This window comes from Agrococcus casei LMG 22410 (assembly GCF_900163565.1).
Taxonomy (GTDB): domain Bacteria; phylum Actinomycetota; class Actinomycetes; order Actinomycetales; family Microbacteriaceae; genus Agrococcus; species Agrococcus casei.
Window position 1 is genome coordinate 17,060 of record NZ_FUHU01000043.1, and the last position, 19,705, is coordinate 36,764.

Sequence of the window (19,705 nt, forward strand, 5' to 3'; positions counted from 1 at the left end):
GAAACCCCCAAGGCCTCAGCTCAGCTGCAACCGATCCGTCGCAAACGAGTGCTCGCCAGTCTCGTCCTGCCAGTACACAAGCGTGGGTGCCGACTCGAGGTTCTTCTTCGGATTCTCCAGAACCACAAGCGTCTCTTTGGCGGTCTCGATGAGCGAAGTGAAGCCTTTCATGATGGCGTTCTCGCTCTCCAGAGTCGAAACATACGCAGCCTTCAGCGCCTCAATCTCGCGCTGCGTTGCAGTGCCTCGACCGCCGGCGAAGCCGGGCAGCGCACGTTCAGCCCAGTTCATGTCGCTCAGCTTCTCTTCGCGAATTGTGATCTCGTCGCGAAGTGACTCTGACCGCTGCAGCAGGTACTCCCAGAACTGGGAATCCTCGCGAATCTTCTTCGTGAGACGCTCTACCGATGCTTCGACCGACTTCGGATTCTCCTGCATGTCGACGCATAGGCGCAGATGAGCGATACGCAGGCTCAAGAATGACGACAGCATGGCGCTGTGGGCGTCATAGTTCGCCCGCTGCACGTGGCCGGGGTCATCCATCGAGGTCGGAATCTGGCTCGTGAGCGCAAGGTGCCGGAAGCGCTCCGCAAGCTGAAACACGTCACGCTCTGCAAGCGACAGTCGAATCAGCATGTCGTTCGAGAAGGCTCCAGAGAGCTCGTACTGCTGGTGAATCTCGTCAACAATGGCGGATGCGGCGAGCAGCTGCCCTGCGTGCGTCGCCTCGAACCGTGCGATCGCGGTGTCAACAGCACCCTTGATGACGTCAAGCTTCTGGTCGACCTTCTCAAACTCTTTGAGAATAATGGCGGTCGAGATCGCCTGAACGGCAAGCATCGGCGCGACGACCGGCAACGAACTGGCAACGGGAATGAACGGCGCCTGCGCGAGGATGCCTCCGGCTCCCACCTGCGCGCTGCCGAAACCGGCTCCGATCTGCATCAACGTGGACGGATTGGCCGTCGCAACAAACAGGGTCGACGAGAGTCCCGCAGAAAGCGCGGTTGCGCCAGCAGCCGACCCAGAAACCACGAGCGACTTCATGCTCTGTGGCGAGACCGCTCGAGCACCCGAAGCGTGGGTCTCAGTCGAGAGGAATCCGCCATGCAGATTGGCGACAATCTGATCCTTCAACTCACCCTGAAACTCGAGGAGTGCGATCTCTGCATCACCGCCATGGAACCGGCGGACCGCGACCTCCGCTGCGGTCTGCGACTCGGTGGCTGCAACATCATTGTCATGCGATTCAGGGTTGCTCATGGACGTCCTCTCCTGCTCTGGATCCTAGCCAATTTCGCGGTGCGCTCAGGTCGATCGATGGAACTTCATGACCCGTCACTCCCCTGGCTGCGAGCAGCTCAAGCATGTCCTCTTGTCGCGGCTGTCCGAGCGTCAGCCGATACAGCACCAAATCACGCTTGAGCTGCGCATATCGCGACTCGTCGATGCTCAGCGGGAAGTTCGTGAGCACCCGATGAATGCGTGAAGACCCCGGGTACATCCACCACGGCGCAAAGTCGCCCTTCCCACGGCTGGCTTCAACGGCAGCGCCGAACGCTGCCTCCCAAGGGCTGACTTCGTCACACGACAGCACATCCGCCCAATGCTGTTCAGCGACGTTCTTGCGAATCGCATGACCAGCAAAGCGATTCACTCGACCTTCGCGCTGCTCGAAGTCAATAGGGCTCGACGGCAAGTTCCAGTGCACGACAGCATGGCTCCACCAGTGAAAGTCGATGCCCTCCTGCCCTGCACTTGTCGAAGTGAGCACGAACGGGGCAAAGGGGCTGTTGAAAGCCGCGCGCACGTTGGCTTGACGCTGTTCTCCAGAGTCTGACGTGGAGCGAACGTTAGCGTCGCCGTATCGAAGCGCCCAACGCGCGCCGATGTCGATAGGCGTTCGCTCGGCATCGACACCCCGTCCGCGGTAGTTGACGCGCTGCAGCCCCAGCACTTCGCTGGCTTGCTCAGCAACTGTCATGAGGGCCGCTCCATCGAGTTCATGACCGCCTCGGTCTTTGTGCAGCTGAAACAGGTACTCATCCAGCACTGCCTGCAGGTTTCCATCGGCGCTGTATGACAGCACCTTCTGCCAGTACGGCCGATCCTCGAGTCCAGCGGCCTCATCGAGTGTGTTCAGCAGCACCACGGTCTCACCGCGATTGAACAGAGTGCGAAGCCCCTGAGCCAGCACAAATGCAGCTCCCCACAGCTCGCTGTTCGAAACGTGCGGGCCGGCAATGGTCCGAAGTGCACGATAGGCAGAGTTGCCTGGCGAGAATGCTGCAAGGTCGGGCAACCACCGGTGAGAGCTCTTGGCGGCGGCCCCAGACTTCCGCGCCATGGCGATGGCTTCCGTCATATGCTGCTGAAGCGCTGACTTCCACTTGGGTCGGCCATCGCCGAGTGTGAGCAGTGCCATTTTCGTGTTCTTCAGCTCAGAGGGCAGAGCCCCGGGCGCTCCGAAGAACGCATGCCATGCTTCGCCGGCGTCCTCTACAGGAAGCGACTGGCGAATGGCCTGCAACAGAGCGTCAGACGATACGCGGCTGCCCTGGCGTCGTGCTGCCCGTACCGGATCCCCAAGATCAGCGATCCCCGGATGCGGCCAGAAGAGAGTCAGCGCTGACATCGACTGAGGTGCACCGGTGGCAGCCATCTTGTATTCGAGACCGTGCAGAGTCGATTCGTTGTCGGCGGCAGCACCGCCCTTGCGCGTGACTCGCATGCGCATGGCTTCGCGACTCACCAGAGCCGCAACCGATGTTGGCACTGCCGACCACGATGAGAAGACAACCTGCTTCGTCATTCCGTGCTCGTGCAAGGGCGCGTAGTTCGCGCCAGGCTCGAGGTACGGCATCGAGGGCGGCACCCAGATCGCCCGCCACCAGCCTTGCCCCACCGTCGCTTCAATGAAGGCGCGCAGCTTCGCGTTGCCAGCATCGACGGAAGCGCCGGGCTCCTGCACATCACACGGCAGCGACTGAGTCTGCGCGAGCAGCTGCTCAATGCTCGCCGCATCCTGTTCCAGCCGTTCTGTCACATCCTGTCCGAGCTTGTAGCCATCCATGTAGTTGGCGAAGTACGGCACCGACTTCCACCGATCAAGCTCTAGTGGCGAATCAACAGCATCGGCAAGCTTGCGCAGTCCCACCCAACCGAGCAGGTCATCCGAAGTCGGAGACTTGACGGCCAATGGTCGCTCCTGCACGAGGCTTTCGCCCTCTACGACCTCAGGTCGTTCTGCCCGCGTCATGAACGGCAGCAGCCTGTCTCGCACAGCCTTCGCCGCTGAAGCCACGTCTCCATCGCGCGTCAGCGCCCTGCGATACTCCTCCAAGGCATTGCGCACTGGCAGTTCTGCGCCAGGAGCTCCCCCGGCAAGGAATCGAACCACCGAAAGAAAATCTTTGTAGTGATCGCCCTCCTCATCGCCTCGCGTGAACGGCTTGTAGGGCGTCGCTGAGAGCAAGAGAACGCGAGCGTCGCCACGCTGAAACAGGTGCTGGGCCAGCTCGGCAGCTTCGCTGTCCTGAGTCGAATCCAGCAGATGCCTGAATCGCTGAAACTCGTCGAGAATGATCAGGTCGGGGCGAAGCGTCTCCACTCCAGCTTTCGCGAGCGCGTGCCGGAGCTCGGCAATCGAGTCCTGCACCGCATGCCAGATGTCGTCTGGAAGCTCCTGCGATTGAGCCAGGTCTATCCGCGACACCAGCGCCGTGAACCTCCCGAGTGCTCCGGTCTCGTCGGCAATTCGTCCGAAGGACTCCTCAATCTGCGGGTCAATCCCATGTTCTTCAAGGTCAGCGCGAAGGTTTGCAACGTGACGATCACGGAATCGACCGACGTTGTCGATCCAACCGCGAAGCAGTCGCAGGATGCGCGTCCAGTCATCAGGGCTGGGCTGCAGCAGTCGCTCGAGCAGCAGTGCGATCAGTGCTCGCTCGTTGCCTTTGCCCTGCCTCATGCCGCCATTAGAGAACGACGTGCCCGGCGTGAATGAGACGAGATTGAGCTCGCCGGCTCCGGTCTGACGACCTCGAGTCAGAGCACGTCCTTCTGTCGCCAGCATCGTGAGCCGTGTGTTGATCTCGGCCAGCCGATCGTCGCTGACATTGAGCCGTCGAATGTTTTGGCGGGCCAGGTCTTGATTGCTGCAGATGTAGACGACGTTGATGGGCTTGTCTGGCCGTTCAGCGCGCAACGCATCGATGGCATGAGCGATGACGCCTCGAGCCACCACGCTCTTGCCGAGACCGGTCTCATCAGCCACGAGAAACCTGCCAGTGCGCCCGTCAGCAGTCGCAGCGACCTCACCATAAAACTGATGCGCGATGTGCAGCACGGTGTCACGCTGAAACTGCTTCAGCCCCCGCATGACGCGTTCAGCAGTCGTCGTCATGCCCCGCCTCGCTTCGTCATCGCGTAAGCGTCGCGCACCGCAGACCAGAGTTCATCGAACCCTTCGGGCAGAATCTCAGCTGCCTGCTGATCGTCAGATGCGATGTATTCGATGATTCGCTCCACATCCGCAATCGCGTCGGTGCCATAACCGAGAGCCTTTGCGAGTGCCTCCATCAGGCCAGCACTCTCACCTGAAGCGGCTGCAAAGCGACCGAACACTCCATCGCCAATTGCTGCTTCTGCTGCAGTACCGAAGCCGGCGAGCTCAAGCATCATCGTCAGCAGCCGCAAGAATGACGCCCGATCGGTGATGTGCTCGCTCAGGACTGCCGTGCGTCGACGCTCGAAATCGCCCAGGAGTCTCGCGAGCAGAATCGTCCGGCGAGTGACCGAACCGTTCTTGGCCGTGACCAGGATGAACGGCGTCACCTGCTCAAGGGGAACCTCAGCAAAGGTATGGGCGTCCTCTTCGCGGGCAGGAATCACGCCTGCAACGACATTTGCGGCCCGCAGCATCTGCCATTCGATTGTGACGCCGGGTGAATCCGCACTCTCGTTGTCACTCCACACCGAGACATCACACGGACCTTCCCCACGCAGTCTCATGTGCACGGGCGAAGCAGCGATCGCACGGAGCATCTGCTCCAGCCGGTGCTCGGCTTCCTCTTGTTCTGTCGAGGTCTCGCCACCGGTTGGCGCGTACTCTTCTTTGAGCTGATCGAGGGCTTCAAGCGTGCTCTTGACGCCGAACTGCTTCACAGGCCCAACCAACTCGACCATGACCTCGGTGTTGTCACGAAACGCTGCTCCAGTTGCGTTGGCCGAGCCCAACAGCACGCGTGACTGCTTGCGAGGCAGGTCGTGCACGATCACCTTCGCGTGCAGTCCAACGAGCGGTTTCCTTTGCCATTCTGAGACGGCCGAATCTGCATCTTCAAGGTTGGCCGCATCATCGAAGATGTAGCTGCTCAGTCCCCCCAACGACTCCGGCCGCAGTCGCTCAAATGATTCTGGGCGCGAAATCACGTGTGTCTCGCGGCGACAATCCTTGCGCAGCAAGCGCAGGCCATCGTCAGACAGAAATGGCGACACGATCAGCGATCGCGTCCCACTCGTGTCGATAGTCGAATTCGCACCCGGCCCGTACGCATGGAATCGAAGTTCACGCGCGCCATCCGGCAGTTCCCACAAGATCTGTTCCCACTGATCGGCAAGCTCGTTCAGCCGCGCATGCCGCGTCCCTTCCAGTGAGTGGATCATCAGATCCGGCAGCCGACGCAGCAGATCAGCCATCGGCAGATTCTGCTCACGCACCCTCTCATCCGAAACGTCACCGGGCGCCCCGTCGAGTTGAACAACGACATCCCAGCTTCGATCCTGCGTCAGGTTGCGGCTCGAGCAGATGAATCGAAAACGTGTCTCCCCATCGTCTGACTCGAAGCGCAAGAACCATACCTTTGGGTGAAACAGCCCGCGTCGCTGAGCAACCTGATGCACAGAGCGCTCAAGCAGCGCAACGAGGCTCGAGTGCTGACCCATGCTGATCTGCCCTGCCTGGGCGAAGATGTCGACCTGCTGTTCTGTTCGTCGGAGCGCATCGAGAATGCTCAGAGCGTCGTCGCTGGACTCCACACGCTTGGCAGCGAGGGCCAGTGGCACGGTCAGCGCAGTTTCAAGATCGAGGGTAAAGGTCGTTCCGACTCCATGAGCAAGCGTGAATCCTGCTGGGGGCGCCAGCGCTTCGGTGAGCGCGAGACGATCCTGCGGGTCAAGCATTGACGACCTCGCTCTGGCCACGGGCAAGCCCGTCGAATATGTCACCGATGGTTCCCTGCACATACGACCATCGGTAGTTCAGCGCACCAGCACCCGAACCGCCGGCCCAGTTCTGCAGACGCTTGGGGTTCTTCAGGCGCGAAAGACTACCCTTGTGGCTGATCTCACGCTTTCTGACGAACTCCCGCACACCGCGAGAATCAGCAACCTGCCCACTTCCAAGTTCACGCACAATGTCGTACCAAGCTGTGATGAATGCTGTGGAGCGCGGATGGATCGGCCGATCGCGGTCCACATGAATTCGATTGAGCATCTGACGAACAGCACCCGCCTCGGCGAGATCTATGGCCGCAAGCCCCTCTTGCCACTTCCCAAGCGAGTCCCTGTATCGATCGATGTATTGGTCGTCGTCTCTGTAGCCCTCGGACCGGTGCAGTTCTGCGAGCAACAAGTTGTAGAGCAGTTGTGCGCCATGCATGACTGACGAGAATCTATGCGCGTCATCCAACCACTGGCGCGCATTCCCGGTCGCTGACAATGCCGAAGAATCAAGCCAAGCGCTTTTGCTGCTGGAGTCTGGCGGATGCTCGAGCAAGTGAGCAAAGAGGCTGTCTGGAGCAGCCGTGAGCATCCGTTCCCGGAGCCATGCAGCTTCGTCGTGAGTCATCGCGAACCCGTCGGGAACCTCGCCCGGAAACGACTCTGGCGCTTTGGGCATGGTCGGCGACCAGATCGAGAATCGCCCGCCCTCCCCCGGTTCAGCTGCACGGTCACTCGAAGAGCTCTCGAGGGCGAGTTCTCTCGTAAGTGTGTTGTCGAGTCTGATGCCATACGTGCCGAGGGCTGCCCAATAGATCGACGACGGCAGTGTCTTCAGCGCTTGACCGGCCCGGGAGCCGAGCAGACCTCCGGAGTCTTCACTTGAGCGAATCGCAGATATCAGCTTGCGTTCCTGAGCGGATGCCCACCCCGGTTTCTTGTTGCGGGCCGCGGCTTCCTGATAGATCCAGGGAATGAATAGCAAATAGCGGGCGCGCGTATGCAGGGTCGACGACCCTGGGAACAGGATGTCGCCAAGGGCGTCACGCACCTGGCCCAGCCCTAGTTCGTCTCGACTGTCGCGGTCTGCAAACAGTCGAATGATGTCGCGCATGCGACGTTGCTCTTCACTCGATGCGTCAAGCCACGCGATAGTTGAAGTCATGGCTAAGCAGGCGCTTTCACGGTGACAGCAGAATGCTCAGCATCGCAGTTAGTTCGATCAGCCGGCGCGACCACACCTTTTTTCGACGATCGATTCACTGCATAGCTATGGGGTTCGCACAAAGAGATCGCATGTTTCAGATGGGTAGTCGCGCCACCACTGCCAACACCCGCTCCTTTAGTCAAAGTACTTCCCGACACGAGTTACAAGCCCGTCGACGTATGCACCGACGAGCAATCCAGAAGAAGCCCGCAACCTCACCCTTCGGTCCCCGTAGCCCGCAGCCGGTCATACAGCCCAAGCTCGAGCACCAACTCGATCAGCCGCCCTGTAGACAGCGCCCTCGCAGCCTGCTGAATCTCGCCGTTTGCGCCATCTTGACGCCACAGCGCATCTTCGATCTCAATCTGCAGCTTGGGTGAATTCGAGAAGTCTGCCTTGCTGTTGTTCAGAGCCTGCAACCTCAATTCATCGCTGTCCAGCGCTTCAGCTAGCAAAGTCTCAGCAAACTGCACCTTGTACTCGTCGCGAGCATCAAGATCACCGAAGTACTTGTTCACCTTCTCGACGAGTTCAGTCTTTGGCGAGCGCTCCTTCTCGCGGATCTTGGCCAAGCCAGCTTCGGTCATTCCCCGAAGCCCCTCAGTTTCACCTGACTGCAGATGCAGATCCTCGTCTCGCAGCTTCTCGAGCTTGAAATGTGTGAGCACCACGTCATCGACATCGACTGCCGTGGCATCCGGATCATCTGCGTTGAACGCGCGAAGCTTCCGAGCAAGCAGGTCAGCGAACACCGAAAGCTTCTCGTACCGGGGGTCGCCGAAGTGCAGAATCTGCGAGAAGAAGGCGTATGACTTCACATACTGCGCCAGAGTCGACCGGAAGTCCTGCAACACTTCAAGTTCCTCGTCGTTCTGCTCATACACCGCAGCCTTCCACCGGTATGCGAAGCGCTCAACGGCCGGGTCGAGGTGAGCGCCGAGTTTGGTGTGCTTGCCGTTGAGGGTCCGCCACTCGTCCCACACCAGGTTCACTTCTGCCTCGGTGTAGATGCTTTGGGCGTCGAGCTTCACCATGAGATCGGCTACCAGATCCGGGTCCGACTCCTCGTAGATCGTCGCGTCCTCGTAGTACTCCTGAAATGCATCGAGAATCAGGTCGGCATCATTGACGAAGTCGAGCACATAGGTGTTCTGCTTGCCAGGAGCCATACGGTTCAATCGCGACAGCGTCTGAACAGCAGTGATGCCCGAAAGAGGTTTGTCGACGTACATTGCCACGAGCAGCGGCTGGTCAAAGCCGGTCTGGTACTTGTTGGCGACAATCAGGATGTTCTGGTCATCCTGCGCAAACACGGATGCGAGATCACGCCCCTTGAGGGCGGGGTTCATCGATGCCTCGGTAACCATCTTCTGTTCCGTGCCAGGCAGCGCCACGACGTCTGGATCAGCAACTTCTCCCGAGAAGGCGACCAGGGTCTTGAGCGGCAGCCCCTTCTGCTCGATCGCCTTCTGGAACGCACGCGCATACTTCACCGCAGCGGCTCGCGACGATGTCACGACCATCGCCTTCGCACGCCCACCGAGCTCATCACGCACGGCCTCTTGGTAGTGCTCGAGAATCACCTCGACCTTGGACGCCACGTTTGTTGGGTGCAGCTCAACGAAACCGATGTATGCGCGGGTCCCCTTGCGCACATCCACCTCGTCAACGCCTTCGTCGTCCGCGCCACGAAGCGCGATCCGGGCCGCGAGCTCATAGGTCGTATAGTTCTGCAGCACGTCGAGGATGAACTTCTCTTCGATCGCCTGCTTCATCGAATACAGATCAAAGGGCTCGTGCTTGCCGCTCTCCCCGATCTGGCCGAACAGTTCGAGGGTCTTGGCTTTCGGCGTCGCCGTGAACGCGAAGAAGCTGATGCGCTTGTCCTCGTCGACATTCGCAGCCATGGCCACCAAGGCGTCCTGGTCAGCCCCCGCCTCTCTCTCATCGACAGATTCGGGCGCGTCAGCCAGATACAGGAGTTCCTTCAGCGACCGCGATGAAGCGCCGGTCTGCGAGGAGTGCGCTTCGTCTGCAATGACGGCAAAGCGTTTGCCCGCAAGCACACCGCCATTCTTCTTGATCTCTTCAAGTGCGTACGGGAAGGTCTGCAACGTCACGCCGATAATCGGAACACCCGACGCCAGCGCTTCAGTCAGTTGCTGGGTCTTCGAGCCGTCAGTTCCCGATGTGATCGGCTGGAACGTTCCCGTGACATTCACGAGCTGGTCGACGGCATCCTGCAGCTGACGGTCGAGCACCTGCCGGTCGGCGATCACGATGACGCCGTCGAAGACCTTATGGCCCTCAGGCGTGTGCAGCGACGCCATTCGGTGCGCTGTCCAGGCGATCGAGTCGGTCTTGCCTGAGCCCGCCGAGTGCTGAATCAGGTAATTGTGACCGGGACCCTCTTCACGAGCGGATGCGGTGAGCCGCGTGACAGCGCGCCACTGATGGTAGCGGGGAAAGCGAATCTGCGTCTTCTGCGTGACTTTGCCTGTGATGGGGTCAGTGCGCTTCTGATGGTTCGTGTAAATGAACTTCGCCAGGATGCTCAGCCAGGCATCGCGCTCGAGCACGTCCTCCCAGAAGTAGGACGTGCGGGCCTTGCCCTCGACCGGCGGATTGCCAGCCCCGTTCTCGTGCCCCTTGTTGAACGGCAGAAACACGGTCTCAGAGCCGGCGAGATGCGTGCTCATCGCAACTTCTGAGTCAGAGAGCGCAAAATGGACGAGCGCTCCCCTGCCCGAGATCAGCAACGGCTCACCCTGGGGGTGGCGGTCAGTCTTGTACTGCGCGATCGCAGCCTCAAGCGACTGCGTGAACGATGTCTTCAGCTCGATCGTCGCCACTGCGATGCCGTTGCAAAACAACACGAGGTCGATGCGGTCGGCTCTCTTCGTCGAGTAGACGACCTCCTGCACCACACGTAGCCGATTCTTGCCGTAGCGGGCGGTGAGGTTCGGGTTACGGTCGTCGGCCGGCGGCATCTGCAGCAGACTGAAGCGGCTTCTGGCACCAGGAAGGTCGAACCCCTTGCGCAACACATTCAGCGTGCCGCCCCCGTGTGACTCATCCGTAGCAAGCAGCTTTGCGACACGATTCAGGATGCGTTGCTCACCTTTCGCGCGCGCCTCAGCAGATGCATCTTCTGGCACAATCTTTGCGTAGTTGGCAGCATCAGTCTCGGCCAGCCATCCGAGCAGATCTTCAGGGTAGAGCGCCCGTTCCTTGTCGTAACCAGCAGAATTCTCGGAGCGCAGCCAACCGTGAGCTTCAAGGTGATCGGCAATCTCTGCTTGAAGCGCGAGCTCCTGATGCATGGCGGTCATCGTGCCTCCGCAAGGCCATCTTCGAGCTGTTCAGCTGCCGACTTGTGCTTCTCGGTCACATCAATCTTGCCTGTGACTGCTGCCGAGATGAGTGCTGCGCGACGTTCTTTGGCTAGCGCGATGAGATCTGCAATTGCCCGGCTCATCGCTACATATTCCAATCGGTGCCCATCAAGATACGAAACGATCTCCCGCTGCGTTGAAATTGGGGGTTGAGGGACACGCAATCGTCCGACATTCGCCACCGAGATCCTCGGAAGACCGGCTCCCCGCATCCGTTGGGCCGCTTGAGACCGAACCTGGTTCGATTGGAGCGCATACTCAAGAAAATGGGAGTCCATGGCAGTCGATTCCGGCCGCAGAATGACCAAAGACGATGCAGCCACAAATGGACGTTCTTGCCCCACGACAGCGGTTGTGCCGACGGTGCCGTCCTTTGAGAAGAGCACATCGCCTTCAATTGGCTGGCAGCCTGTTCTGACCATGTAGCGGTATGTTTCCGGCGATGTGAGCAGAGCCCCATCAGTGTCGATCTGGGAACTCGAAATATCTCGAGTGGAGACGAAGGGATACACACCGCCTTCCGTTTCAGGAGAAATATGAGCTCCGTCCGTCAGCACCTTGAGGACAGATTTGACGCTGCGGTTTCTCCATGTTTCGGGAAGCTCATGAAAGAAGTGATCCAGTTGATCCTTTTCACTCATGGTCTTTCCCGAGATAACCCGGGCGACATCCGACTCAAATCGCTCTGACAGCAGCTCGCGCAGACCCACTTGCTCGGCGATCAACGCATCAATCTCGGCAGTTTCGCGGTCGAGGTAGTCCGCGATCCTCTGCTGTTCCTTCAATGGGGGCAACGGGACTTGGAATCCCGTAAGCATAGGGCGGCGCAGTGACTCAACGGTGGACTTCGCGGTGCTGCCCTGGAGAGACTCCAGGAACAGGGCGTGCATGGCGTAGTACAAATAGCGACAAGTGAGATGAGGCCCAGGTTCGATCACATAAACACGCTGATGAACAGCGAATTTTCCCTTCGCGTGGTGATAAATGTCGCCTACGTTCCCGTCCCCCGCAGTCAAGACCGCTTCAGTATCGTGTGTATACAGCGAGTGACGTCTGACGAAGGAGGAACGGACATAGAAGGGATATTCTCCCTCAATGACTTCATCCTGGAGATCGGCAGATCCTGTACTGACTCTTGCTACATGGCCTAGTTTGGCGTTCGGCCATTTGCCTTCGAGGGGATCGGAAATCGTGGTCACGCCTTCACCTGCTCGAGCCGTGCGCGGATCCGTCCGAGGACCTCATCGAGATCGCGGTCGATCTCTTCCAGCGTCCGTGGCGGCACATACGTGTAGAAGTGCCTCGTGAATGGGATGTCGGCACCTTCCTTGGTCTTAGATTCGTCGATCCAAGCGTCTGGTACGAAGGGCTTTACCTCGCGCTCGAGATAATCGTGGATGTCTTCGTCCCAGGGCACGTTCTCGCTGTCGCGCAGCGCAGTGTTAGCAGCTGGTTTGCCTGCCTTCATGACGAGTTCGCCGTCGTCGTCGTGCTCGCCAAGCTCATTCACGAGAGCCGCCACAAGTGCAGGCTTCAGCGCCAGACCGGCTTTGTTCAGCACCGTGGTCAGCTCAGCGGTGAACTGCTTGCGGTTGGTCGAGACAATGCCGTCCGACGCAGTCTCAGCAGTCTCAAACGCGGTACGCAAGTCGGTCTGCGCATCCGACTCCAGTTTGCCGACCGCTCGTACCGCGAGCGCACGCTCGATGCGGTCGGCCGTGAACGCGTAGTTGAGGCGCAGCGGTCGCTCCACGGTGATGGTGCGATAGAAGAAGTCTTCATTGGCGAAGACCTTCGAGGTCTCGGTCTCTTCGAACTCGCTGTAGATACGGGCGAGGCTCTCGATGTGCTTGCTGGTCAGATAGCGGCGCTTCGAGCCCACGCTCTTGCGCATCTTCTGGGACATCTCGGTCGCGTCGATCAGCTGGACCTTGCCGCGGCGATGCTTCGGCTTGTCTTTGTTGATGATCCAGATATATGTGCTGATGCCGGTGTTGTAGAACATGTCGGCGGGAAGGCCAATGATGGCTTCGAGGTAGTCCTGCTCGAGCACCCACTTGCGAATGTTCGACTCTCCCGAGCCCGCACCTCCGGTGAACAACGGCGAGCCATTCAGCACGATCGCGCCACGACCGGCAACGCCCTCACTCGGATCACGGAGCTTCGAGACCAGGTGCATTAGGAACAACAGCGAACCGTCTGAAACTCTCGGTAGACCCGGGCCGAAACGACCCGCGAATCCAGCCACCTCATGTTCTGTCTTGACTGCCGCTTGTTCCTTCTTCCAGTCGACCCCAAACGGCGGGTTCGAGAGCCCGAAATGAAAGGTTCGGTTGGCGAACGCGGGGTCGGTGAGCGTGTTGCCGTGCACGATATTTCGAATCGGCTGGCCTTTGACGACCATGTCGGCCTTGCAGATTGCGTAAGACGAGGCATTGAGCTCTTGCCCAAGCAGGTTGACCTGCGCACTGTGATTGATGGCCGTGATCTTGTCTTCTGCGGCCGAGAGCATGCCGCCGGTACCCGCCGTAGGGTCGTAGACGTCACGAATCACACCAGGGGTCATCAGCTCGTCGTCGCCTTCGAGCAGGATCGAGACCATGAGTTGGACGACCTCACGGGGAGTGAAGTGCTCACCGGCCGTCTCGTTTGACGCCTCGGCGAACTTGCGGATCAGCTCTTCGAAGATGTGACCCATCTGTTCGTTGTCGACGTTTTTGGGGTGCAGATCGGCCTTGGCAAAGTGCTGCAGGATCTGCAGCAGCAAGTCATTGGCGGCAAGCCCGTCGATGGTGTCTTCGAACTTGTACTTCTCAAAGATGTCGCGCACGTTCGGTGAGAATGCGTTGACGTAGTCGCGCAGATTCTCTTCGAGGTTGTCAGTGTCTCCTTGCAGCGTCTTCAGATTGTGCTTGGAGCGGTTATAGAACGAGTACTCGTGACCCGCTTTGTTGCGAAGCATGGCATTCGGCAGCTCGTTGTCGCCGTCGAAACCTGCTGCAGCTTCGAGCACCGCAGCTTTTGTCGGTGCCAGCACCGCATCAAGGCGAGAGAGCACCGTGAACGGCAGGATGATGTCGCCGTACTCGTGCTGCTTATAGGTGCCGCGGAGCAGATCAGCTGCCGACCAAATGAATGAAGCGTGGTTGAACAATTGTGAAGTCCAGTTCCTAGTGTTTGTCAGACTCAAAGTATCTTGCTGGGCTGCGACCCGAGAACCAGCTCGCTCGGCTCGCGAAGCGATAAGTTAGCTCATTCGAAGGCCTCGGCCAGATTCCTTGACGTTCCCAGAATCAACGGCTCCATCGATCGCCAACTCAAGGCGCGCGCGGGTTTCAGCCGACACACGCAGCCACCCGAATACCCCGGCAACGTACCTCGTCAACTCATCCCGGTCGATTGAAACGGCATCTTCAACTGCATGTTCGACTGCGGAAACAAGTTCTTCTATCGGAACCTCGTCCGGTGATCTGGTGAATTCCGCGTTCGGGTACCTGATCGAAATCTTTTCATTAGGCAACCGCAAGATCTCACCGTCGAAGCTGTAGTCATTCGATTTGCAAGCGGCGATTAGGTTGCTCCGTATACGTGCTCCTACGCGACCAATGTGGCTTGCCTCTCGCAGGCGCTGGCCAAGAACACTCATATGGATCGGAGCCTCAACCTCAGCTACCTGTTCAACAAACTTGCGAATGGCCCACCGTCCAGATGTATCGCCAAGGTCGACCCATGGGCCAATCTCGTCTGGCTTAGCCACTTCATATTCAGCGGCCCACTCGGGACGCTGGGAGCGCACATCAACTACCGGGGACGCCATGGTCGTCTTCACAGCACTGTCATCGTCGCTTTGATCCAAGCTTGTCGGCAACATGCCCGTGACAGGCAGTTCCTGAAGTCGCGCAAGCGTTTCCTTCAGTCGTTGCTTCTCGCGGTCAGGGTGCCTGAACCAAGCCGTTCCCCAGATGTGGTGGAGTCTCCATCCCAGACCCACAAGAACATCGTGCCGGATCCTGTCCCTGTCGCGGGCGGCTCTGCTCGAATGGTACATCGCACCGTCGCATTCGATACCAAGTAAGAATGCTCCCTGCTGATCCGGGTGACGCACTCCCAGATCAATCCGATACCCAGCGACTCCCACCTGCGGCAGGACTTCGTAGCCCAGTTCACGAACGTAGTGTAAAACCGCCTCTTCAAAAGGCGACTCAACGTCGTGGTTTCTATCGCCACTGTCCATGGCGAGGGCGTCAACGCCGCGCTCGGCAAAATCCAAGTACCGACGTAAGTGCCGTGTTCCGGACGACGCAGAGTCCTTGATGTCACCCGCGTTGATTGATGTGACGATCTCAACGAGCTCTTTAGCTCGCGTGATAGCTACGTTCAGTCTTCGGTGCCCTCCATCACGGCTCACTGGGCCGAACTGGTTGTAGACTCGCCCATGCTCGTCTGGCCCGTAACCGATTGAGAAGATGATGACGTCACGTTCATCGCCTTGAACAGACTCCAGATTCTTGACAAAGAACCCAGATGAGCGATCGCTGCCAAAGCTGTCGTCGAGCTCTGGATGGTCTCGACGCGCGAGTTCGATGGCAGCTTCCACTGCGTCTCGCTGGGCAGTCGAAAACGTGACCACTCCCAACGACTTGCCTGGTCGAGTTTGGAAATGACGGATCACGCGACTCGCGACTTCGACGGCCTCGATGGGATTGTCACGTGCTCCAGCTCTTCGGTAGACGCCATTGACTTTCACTAAATGAACACCGAGATCATTGGATTCGCTGATCGCAGAAGGGAATGTCATAAGTTTCGACTCGTAGAACGAATGATTCGAGTACGCAATGAGATCCTCATGCCGGCTTCGGTAGTGCCATCTCAACGTCTGGGTAGAGAAATTTCCGTTGCCTTTCATGAGGTCGAGCAAGGAGTCGAAGTCATTGGCCATGTCTTCATCGCCATCCTCTTCGTCTCCAACGTGTGATGCCGCGAAGAATGATGTCGGCGGAAGCTGATGTTGGTCACCAGCAGCCATGAGGGAACGGCCCCGATAGATGGCGTTAATGGCGTCACCCGGCAGGATCTGGCTGGCCTCATCAAAGACCACAACGTCAAACATCTTCAGAGACGGCATGAACTGGCTAACTGCCAGTGGGCTCATCATGAAGCACGGGTGAATGGCCTGAATTACGTCCAGCGAGCGCTCCACCAGCTCCCGAATCGGCAGGTGCTTTCGCTTCTTTTCAGCCTCCCGCCGAATCAGTGAGGCCTGTCCGATCATGCTCTTGGGCCGCTTCGAGTGAAGCGCAGTCGCTACTCGAGCCACTGCTTGGTCTCTCAAACGCGCGTCGAGTGTCCGGAATTGGTCGACAACGGCAGCTTGAGATTCGGCCGAGTCAATACGGATTCGCTCGTCGTTGGCATATTCGTGGTCCAGCCAGGCCTTCAGCACCGAAGTCAGGAAAAAATCCGCCACGGAAGACTGTCCGAGCCCGACGAGCTTTGCATACTCAAACACGTCTTCAAGCCCTAAATCAGTCGCCTGTTGGCGCACTGCGGCCGCTGCCAAATAGTCATCCGCAAGGTCAAGCCCTCCCCGAAGGTCTCGGACGAGATTCAACGCATCAAACGGATCCTCGAGATCCGCTGCCAAGTCTGGCTGGCGGCTGGGGTCAAACCAACCCGTCAATACCTCGCGCTCCCGCGCATATTGATCCAACAGCGCCTCGGCTCCCTGCAAAGGGGGAGCCAAGTGAAGCGCATCAATTTGTTCCTGTGTAAGGGCTGCACCATCGTCGCGAGCGGCCTCGCGTACGCGTCGCGCAACCTCTAACTGGTGCTGGCATTGAGTCAACCACTGCAAGTCGAGAGAAGAATCGATCTCGGACTCAGGGAAAGCACTATGGAGACCCAACAAGGCTTCACTGAGCTTAGCCTCCGTAGAATGAACGTTAAGACGGCTATTCAGCAGCTTCAACACACCGCCGATCTTTATTTGCGCTCCTTCGTCAAGATTCAAGGTTTCTGCCACACGCAAGCACGGAGTCAGCTCTTCAGTCAGCCAAGTGATTTGAGACAACATTGTCGTCAATGCGTCGTGACCATTGACCGGAAGCAATGGCGATTCGCTGATCTGCGTACGCACTGCACTGAGGCAAGAGCCCACGACGTCTCGAATCTGACGAACAGAATTCTTCTCCAGGATCGATGTAGTCACGCGTTCGGTCGCATTGAAGTCCAACAGAGGCAGCGCCACAGCTACTCGGGCATTTCCTAGCGCCTCCCACAGTTCGGTCCATATTGTCTGTGTCGGTGGCCCCACGTACCTTCCTAGAATCTGGGCGCTGCGGTCATGCTCGCGCATATACCTGGAGTGCGATTCTGCCCAAGCGCGGCCTGCCGGCAGATTTGAAACCGCGACCTTCCATGGCAAGGAACTGATCTGAGACAGACGAGCGCGAAGTTCCTTATGACCAGTTGCACCGCGTTTCAAGAAGCCGCTGTAGTTTGCCACCAACCAGTCGATCCGATCGAAATCAGCAGTCAGCACTTCAGTGCTAAAGAAGGGTTCGGCTTTGACGGCCGCCGTATCCAGTTCGCGCTGCGCATTCGCAAGGCGATCGGCCGCGATTGTTGCAGCCTCCACTCCATTCGGTTGATATAACCACGCAGCTAACGGGGCGTGGTCGGCCAATAGCGCAGTGGCCCCCCGAAGCATGACCTCGGACTCAAGCAGACTGGCGGGCATCGCTGCACCTAGGTTGCTGGCAAGAAGCCTCGCATTCGCTTCAAATTCGTTAATGACTTCGACGAGACGCCTACCGGCGTCGCTGACCGAAAGCGCCGTGCTCAATGGTAGATCCGTGTGTAGCCACGGAATCGCAACAATCGAGTCCTCAAGAGGCTGGATCTCTGCTGTTACTTCGAAGGGGATAGCGCGTCGGACTCCAGCCGATAGCGTCTCGAGTTGCGCTTTTGCAGAATCACACAATTGCCAAGCTTCAATCGCAGATTGCAACGCCTCGAAAGAAGTGCCGGTTTCGACGACGCTTAACCAATGAGTCGCGCTTGCCGTTTCTAGCTGAGCTACATCTTCAAGCATGGACGCTAGTTGTCGCATGCCAGACACCCCAGCGAAGTCAAAGGCAGCGAGTGACACTTCGCACCCCCGAAATAGCGGCCGAATCTCACCCAGCAGTCCCTCGATTTTGGCAAGCACAAAGTCTTTGCTGCCCCCGAAAACGAGACCGTGCCAGAGTGCCCTCTCTCCTTGCAAGTGCAAGTCCCACCGGTTAGCAAGTCGCGTCGCCACTTCGCTGACGCGCGCAAGGTCCAGCTGGGTCAGCGATGCAATCTCACGATGCACTGGCGGTGCCGGGTGATCGATTCGGGAGACTTCGTACTTGCCGAGAATCTGATAGAGAGAGTCGTTAATCGGTTGCCGAGTCTCGTTCATCGCCTGTATATAGTCAGTTAACTGAATACGTGCAGAAGTCACTGTATGCAAGTCAATCTCGGAGAGCCCTCGCGGAACTTCAGTGTCGGCCACTAGGGCTGAGCCAAGGGCACTGGCGACTTCTTTGCGGGAAGCGGTGGCACTGTGCAGACTGAAAACGAATTGCCCTAGGCCACGACCGTCCAACCGCTTCTTCACGACATCAAGAGCGACGGCCTTCTCAGAGACAAACAGTACAGTTTTCCCCTTGCCGATCAACGCAGCGATCGCATTGGCAATCGTCTGGCTTTTGCCTGTTCCTGGTGGCCCATCGAGCACGAAGCTCTTGCCGTCGACTGCGGCCTGTATAGCTGCACGCTGCGATGAATCCGCGTCGAGCACAAGATCAGAGGTTTCCGGAGGAGCAATCCTGTCGATGTCCTGTGGATCGTATGGATCGAACGCAAAGTTGGAGTCTTCTGGGTCGATCCCGCCACTAAGCGCTCGGACTAAGTCCGAGTCCGCTACCTGAGCTTCGTTCTGGAGGAGGTCGCGGTACATAGCTTCGTTCTGGAATGCGAAGTCTGCGAGTGCTGCAAAGTCGTCAATCTCCCACCCGGCGGGCCACTCCACTTCGCCCACCCGATCCCGTATAGCAGCAAATGCCTCACCGGACTGCAGTTCGTTCACGTCGATCAGTTCATCGTCAGGCGGTATGTCCAACCCGAACTCTTGCTCCATCTTCAAGCGAAGCGCCGGGTTGAAAACAATATCTTCGTCAGACGATTCAAAGTAGATCCGTTCCCGAGGCCCTTTGCGAATCTCATTGACCGGCACCAGTATCAGTGGGCTTCGATATACGTCGCCAGCAAGGTCCTGCCATCGAAGCTCACCGAGGGCTAGATACAAAACGCGCAAACCACGATCCAGGTACTGACGTTGCGCTTTAGCGTGCAAGTTGCGAAGTGCGCGGTCGACCTCAAGCTGCGTCTTCTTCACAAAAAGCTGATCGGGATGCTTCGCAAAATCAAACTCTTGCAGGCTCTGAAGCAGTACGTCTTGTACTTCAAAATCCTGCCCATTCCCATTTGCCGACTCAGATGACAAGCCCATAGAATCCGATTCCGCAGTACTATCGGGAGGGACCGTGCCCATAACGTAGGTACCATGATCCGACATCAAAAACTGCAACACTTCATCAGGTGAATGACGTATGAGCTCAAGAGTCGAAGACTTGGTTGGCTTGTAGTTCAATAGGCGATTCCGGCGAGACATATTCACAATGGAGTCGCGCCACTGCTTGATCGCAACCATTACACGGTCGCATGAAAGGCCGGACGTCGTTGTCACCCCGCACACTCCTGACATGAATGCATTTACGTCAAATAGAGGACGCAGTTGTCCTCGATCTCCCACCAGTCTACGGCGACATCATCATTCCTTAACCACTAGTAG

The 19,705-nt window shown here is 58.3% G+C and carries 8 protein-coding genes; all 8 read right to left on the minus strand.

The genetic code is table 11. From position 1 onward, the window contains the following. Window positions 1-15 precede the first annotated feature (15 nt). The gene (locus tag CZ674_RS10565) at window positions 16-1,263 is read right to left on the minus strand and encodes a hypothetical protein (protein ID WP_086992493.1); all 1,248 of its coding nucleotides are present in this window, start codon (window positions 1,261-1,263) and stop codon (window positions 16-18) included. Further along, entirely contained in the window at window positions 1,250-4,405 is a 3,156-nt protein-coding gene (locus CZ674_RS10570) for a DEAD/DEAH box helicase (RefSeq protein WP_086992494.1), read from the minus strand. Before CZ674_RS10570 ends, CZ674_RS10565 begins: the two co-directional genes overlap by 14 nt. Beyond that, on the minus strand, window positions 4,402-6,183 hold the full coding sequence (locus tag CZ674_RS10575) for a phospholipase D family protein (protein WP_086992495.1): 1,782 nt from the start codon (window positions 6,181-6,183) through the stop codon (window positions 4,402-4,404). Before CZ674_RS10575 ends, CZ674_RS10570 begins: the two co-directional genes overlap by 4 nt. Beyond that, window positions 6,176-7,387 carry a DUF6361 family protein gene (locus tag CZ674_RS10580; protein ID WP_268802400.1) on the minus strand — a complete coding sequence of 404 codons (1,212 nt, stop codon included), beginning with the start codon at window positions 7,385-7,387 and terminating at the stop codon, window positions 6,176-6,178. The genes CZ674_RS10575 and CZ674_RS10580 overlap by 8 nt, the downstream gene beginning before the upstream one ends. A 257-nt stretch (window positions 7,388-7,644) precedes the next feature. Beyond that, window positions 7,645-10,761, minus strand: coding sequence for a type I restriction endonuclease subunit R (locus CZ674_RS10585; RefSeq protein WP_086992497.1), 3,117 nt, complete (start codon window positions 10,759-10,761; stop codon window positions 7,645-7,647). Then, window positions 10,758-12,023 carry a restriction endonuclease subunit S gene (locus CZ674_RS10590; RefSeq protein ID WP_086992498.1) on the minus strand — a complete coding sequence of 422 codons (1,266 nt, stop codon included), beginning with the start codon at window positions 12,021-12,023 and terminating at the stop codon, window positions 10,758-10,760. The genes CZ674_RS10585 and CZ674_RS10590 overlap by 4 nt, the downstream gene beginning before the upstream one ends. Further along, window positions 12,020-13,978 carry a type I restriction-modification system subunit M gene (locus CZ674_RS10595; protein ID WP_086992499.1) on the minus strand — a complete coding sequence of 653 codons (1,959 nt, stop codon included), beginning with the start codon at window positions 13,976-13,978 and terminating at the stop codon, window positions 12,020-12,022. The genes CZ674_RS10590 and CZ674_RS10595 overlap by 4 nt, the downstream gene beginning before the upstream one ends. Before the next feature lie 93 nt (window positions 13,979-14,071). Further along, window positions 14,072-19,666 carry a DUF3320 domain-containing protein gene (locus CZ674_RS10600; RefSeq protein ID WP_143244720.1) on the minus strand — a complete coding sequence of 1,865 codons (5,595 nt, stop codon included), beginning with the start codon at window positions 19,664-19,666 and terminating at the stop codon, window positions 14,072-14,074. Between the last annotated feature and the right edge of the window lie 39 nt (window positions 19,667-19,705).